This window comes from Flavobacterium sp. PL12 (genome assembly GCF_039123485.1).
Taxonomy (GTDB): domain Bacteria; phylum Bacteroidota; class Bacteroidia; order Flavobacteriales; family Flavobacteriaceae; genus Flavobacterium; species Flavobacterium weaverense.
In genome coordinates this window covers 1-4,888 of sequence record NZ_JBANDI010000047.1, presented here as the reverse complement: position 1 = coordinate 4,888, position 4,888 = coordinate 1, and the positions used below count along the sequence as shown (strand labels likewise).

Genomic DNA, 4,888 nt, shown 5'->3' with positions numbered 1-4,888 from the left:
TTTCTAGAACTGCGAAGTCCATTGAGATAACCATACAAATACAATTTAAGGAAGATTTTAGTATCAAAACTAGGACGACCTTCAGATTTGATCGTCTTAACCGAAAATCCCAACGCTTCTAAAGATAAAGCTGCTACAAAAGCATCTATAAATCGAATAGGATTTTCTGAGGAAATAGTGTCTTCTAAACTAGAAAAACACATTTGGTTGCGCGGAATTCCTGTGATGTGTTGCATTATTAAATATACAACTTTTCTTCCTTTTATTAAAATAATTTAACTATTTTTGAAAGAACTAAACGGAAGTTTTTTCACAGACTGACGTTACCAGCAATTACGCCAAAAATGACAGAAAAGAAACCTAGTTAATGAAAAATCTAAGCTTTGAAAATCTATTGAGAGATGCTGAAAATCTTATGCTTAATGAAAATGATTCTTATCTTCAATCATATAATGAGTTTATAAATTACTTTGATAATATTGACATAATTGAAAAACATAATTTAATAATTGGAAGTCACTTTGTTTATGGCTGGATGCCTACAATCATTCATCTAGATATTAAAGAAATTGAAAAAGTTTTAGATTATTTGAATAAAGCAAAATCTGGAAGTTTACTTACAGAGAACCAGTTGGATATAATTAAAAAATGCATTAATAATTCTATTGTGGGAACTTCTAAATTATTGCATTTTATAAATCCTGAAGTTTATGCAATTTGGGATAGTCGAATTTTCAGATATTTGACTGGAAAAAAATCTTCATACGGAATTGATAAATCAAAAGCTTATGTAAATTATTTAAATGCTTTAACTGAAATTCAAAAGCATAATGATTATCAAATACTTCATAACAAAGTTCAAAAAAATTTTAAATATGAGATTTCATCTATGCGAGCAATTGAGCTTTTAATGTTTGAAACTGACAGACAAAGAAATAGCAATAAATAGAAGTAACTGCTGGTAACAGCCGTTACACAATAGTTGCGAATTTAGTGGAATTAACGTTTATTATCATATATTCGTTTAGCAGAAAATAATCTGCTACAAAGTCGCAACCATCGTATAGCGCCAAGACGTTATGCCTCACCCTAAAACGACACCGCATAAAGAAACGAACGAATACAATAAAAATTAAAACAAAAACATGATTTATGACAGAAGACAACAAAAAAGAACAATCAACAAATATTGGAGATAGTGAAAAAATAACCTATACTCAATTAGGGTTTAGGTCTGCACAAAAATCTCAATCTGCTCCAGACGCAATTGAAGGCTATTTGGAAATTGTTTATGATAAGTTCTTGGAAGAGCAAAAATTGGACGAACAAGGTTTGAAAGACCGTGTATCAAAATTACGTGCTGAAGTTCAACAAGAAAAGGCAAGAAAGCAGGATGCTATTGCAGATATTAATGCAAACAAGCGAAATAAAGAAGATAAAGAAAAGGAAATTGAAGAACTTGAAATTGAAAAAATTGATATTAGAAATGGAGAAGGTGAAACAGCTGACACTACTCCTTTTGTGATTGGAGCATTTATAACCTTACTTTTGACATTATACCTATTCGTTTTTTATTCATCAGCAGGTTATTCTGCATTTTATGGAATTAAACCAGGTAGTTTAGGTTTTATAAATCCTAATGTATTTGCAGATGCTACGAATAAAGGCGGTGGAGTAATAGCACTAATAATTTTATTTCCCGTGATTTTTCTAGGTTTAGGGTTTCTAATACACGATTCCTTGGAAAAAAACAAAAAATTAACTGATGATAATAAACCTAATCAATACGGAGTAATAATTACACTTTTACTAATTACTTTAATAGCAGATGCCTTTATAGGTTATAAAATTTCAGAAGGTGTTCATAATAATGAATTTAACGCTGGTCGTTCAGACAAAGTATGGGAATTTAGTATGATTTTTTCTGATATAAATTTTTATCTTGTCTTAATTCTTGGATTTGTTGTGTATGTTATTTGGGGTTTTTTATTGCACTATGTGTTAAGTCACCCATACTTAAAAACTGAAAGCGAAAAAATCAAACTCTTGATTGAAAACATAAACAATCGAATTAGTGATAAAAGAAAAGAATTATCTGACATTATTGCTAAAATTCACAAATTAGAAGGAGAATTGGTTACTATTGATAGCAAAGTTGAAGAAAAGCAAAAAGACATTATAGGTTATGAAAATGGTGTGATACCTATTAATATTGCTTCATTAAAAGGCTCAATAGGAGAATTTATGGGTGGTTGGCAAAACTATACTCACGGAAATTCATCTAATTCAAAAGCAACTGTTTTAATAGAGAATTCTATTAAAAATCAAAATGCTTGGTTACAAAAAAAATTAGAAAGTTTAAAAACAGAAAATTAATTTATGGAAGATACACAGCGTAAGAAACACAAAAAAAAGGACAAGAAGCCGTTATACTTACTTTTGGGTTTTTTGATTTTTTTTGGAATATTTATTTATGTACTGACAAGACCCTCTTTGCAAAGTAAAGCTATTGGACAAATTCAAGTTTGCAGTAATGTTAATGATGTTAAATCGTTATATGAGCGTTATAAATTTGACCTTTTAGAAACAGATGAAAATGGAAATAAAATCGTTGCTTTAGAATTTCAAGATGCAGTTAGAAATAAATTAAGTTCTTTTAATCTAAATGAAGTAGAATTAGGGAAATGTTTAGAGTGGATTCCACCTTCAAAGACAAGTTTAAATATCATTGTCATACCAGATTTATCAAGAAGAATAACTGACACAATAGAAAATCCTAGACAAATAGAAAATGATTTGATAGTCCTAAATACTATTTGGAATTCTTTTGTTGAATATTCAAAACTTAAACAAGATACAAAAGATAAACTAATTGTAGATGTTACTGATATTGACCAAGCAAAAGGGCAATTTAGTAGTATCGCAAATCAATTACAATTTGACCTATCAACACACAAAGGAAAAAGCAATCGTTTATATTTTACACAAGCCAAAAATAAACAATTTAATAATGCAGTAGTGGCATTGTACAAATCTGCAAAAGAAAAACCTTTGGGAGCTGATTATATTTTTTACTTTAGAAGGTATCTTGTAAATCATTTAAAGAAACCAACTCTTTATGATAATTACATCAATAAAGTGGTAATTATTACTGATGGATATTTAGAACTTGAAAAAAGGCAAGATTACGGTGGCGGAAGTCGTTGGAACTATACAGAAATTAATAATCCACTTTATAGTTCAGTAAATATTGGTAATATTAAAAATACTATCACTAGCCTATCGCTAAATATCCCTAAACTAAATAATATTGATTTGAAATATACGGATATTTTGGTTTGTGAAGTAAATGAAAGAAAGACAGGAAAAACTAAAGATTTTGAAATATTAAAAGCTTATTGGGAAGATTGGTTTGAAAGGATGAATGCAAACAAAGATAAAATATCATTTATCCAAAGGGAACAAGCAAATGAAATAACAAAAACGCAAATTAATGAGTTTTTTAAAAAATAGTACAATAATATTTTTGTTATTGGTATTTCTTGGCTGCAAGGAAAGTAATAAAAACAAAAATTCAGAATTTGTATTACCATTAACTTTCTAAGGTAAAATAACTGCCATTAAGGATGGTGACACATACAAAGTATTTTACAATGGAAAAGAACAAACCGTTAGAATTGCTCATATAGATTGTCCAGAAAAGAAACAACCGTTTGCTAGTAAAGCAAAAAAGTTTGCTTCTGTTATTTGCTTTGGAAATGTAGATGTTGTAAAATCAGAAGGTAAGACAGACCGTTATAAAAGAATTATAGTTGAGATACTTTTAAAAGATGGTAGAAACGTAAACAAAGAATTAGTATATAATGGTTTAGCTTGGCATTTTAAAAAATATTCTGATGATGCAGAGTATGCAGAATTAGAGATAAAAGCCCGAAATAATTAAATCGGAATTTGGAGCGAACCAAACCCGACAGCACCTTGGGACTGGAGAAATAAATAGACAAATGACACGACCAAACACGACAGAATAAGAAGGGCGAAGGCATAACATCGGTTTTGCAAAATGGCGGGTTCAGTGCTTCTATGACAGTTTAGTGCAAGGTTCAAGTTCAGTTTTTCAAATGAACATTTGTGCTGAAAATCCGCCACTTCGCAAAGCCGCGAAACGTCAGGCTGTGAAAAAACCTCGATTTTTCACAATTTCTCTCTAAAAACACTCTTGTAAACTTCAATTCCTCCGCTCTACGGCACGCTATTTTTTAGGCTGCTATAAGTAACTCATTTTCATTGAAGCCCTTATAAAAGGTGTAATAGGTCGTTTTAAAACTAATACAAGCTTTGGTTTTATAAGGTGAATTCCATTTCTTGAGTTTTGCTATTAAATCCGGTACGCCCAGAATGTTTATGGAGCGTTTGATGTTGTACACGAGCATAATTAAACTGTGTTCGCCATTTACTTTCTCTAAACCTGTTAAATTAGTATGATTGTAACCCCACTGTCTTTTGATGGTTCCAAAAATATGTTCGTTGATCTCTTGACGTTTTCGGTATAACTGCTGATTTTCTTGATACCGCTGGTTGTTTTCTTCTACGGCATCAGCATACTCACTTCTATCAATCTCTCGCCCGCCTGTTCTACTGGTACAAAGGTGTTTCACAGGACATGTTTTGCAAGCTGGAGTTCGGTATTTCTTAAATTGATAACTGTCTTTCTCTCTTGTTTTCTTATGCCAGCGTCCCGTAGTTTTTAAAGTTTCCCCTTGTGGACAAATGTAGGTATCGGTTTGTTTATTGTATTTAAATTTGGCAACCAAATAAGCAGGCTGTGTGCCGTTTTCATTGCTTTTTCCTGGATCAGGATGCGCTACAATAGTTACAATGTTATGGT

General features: G+C 30.9%; 4 protein-coding genes and 1 pseudogene. 3 read left to right on the top strand and 2 right to left on the bottom strand.

Annotated features, from left to right (window positions below; translation table 11 throughout):
- Positions 1-236 (bottom strand): annotated as a pseudogene (locus tag RCH19_RS14535) (IS1182 family transposase); the annotation flags it as partial.
- Between the two features lie 131 nt (positions 237-367).
- On the opposite strand from RCH19_RS14535, the gene RCH19_RS14530 reads away from it, so the two are divergent.
- From RCH19_RS14530 to RCH19_RS14520, 3 genes are all read left to right on the top strand, one after another.
- A complete protein-coding gene (locus tag RCH19_RS14530; RefSeq protein ID WP_343023833.1) occupies positions 368-949 on the top strand; it encodes a hypothetical protein in 582 nt (193 codons plus the stop codon).
- Positions 950-1,152: 203 nt separating this feature from the next.
- Positions 1,153-2,376, top strand: a complete 1,224-nt coding sequence (locus tag RCH19_RS14525; protein ID WP_343023832.1) for a hypothetical protein — start codon at positions 1,153-1,155, stop codon at positions 2,374-2,376.
- 3 nt (positions 2,377-2,379) lie between these two features.
- The gene (locus RCH19_RS14520; RefSeq protein WP_343023831.1) at positions 2,380-3,513 is read left to right on the top strand and encodes a hypothetical protein; all 1,134 of its coding nucleotides are present in this window, start codon (positions 2,380-2,382) and stop codon (positions 3,511-3,513) included.
- 746 nt (positions 3,514-4,259) lie between these two features.
- On the opposite strand, the gene RCH19_RS14515 is transcribed toward RCH19_RS14520, so the two are convergent.
- A partial coding sequence (locus tag RCH19_RS14515) for a transposase (RefSeq protein WP_343023830.1) occupies positions 4,260-4,888 on the bottom strand: 629 nt, incomplete at its 5' end.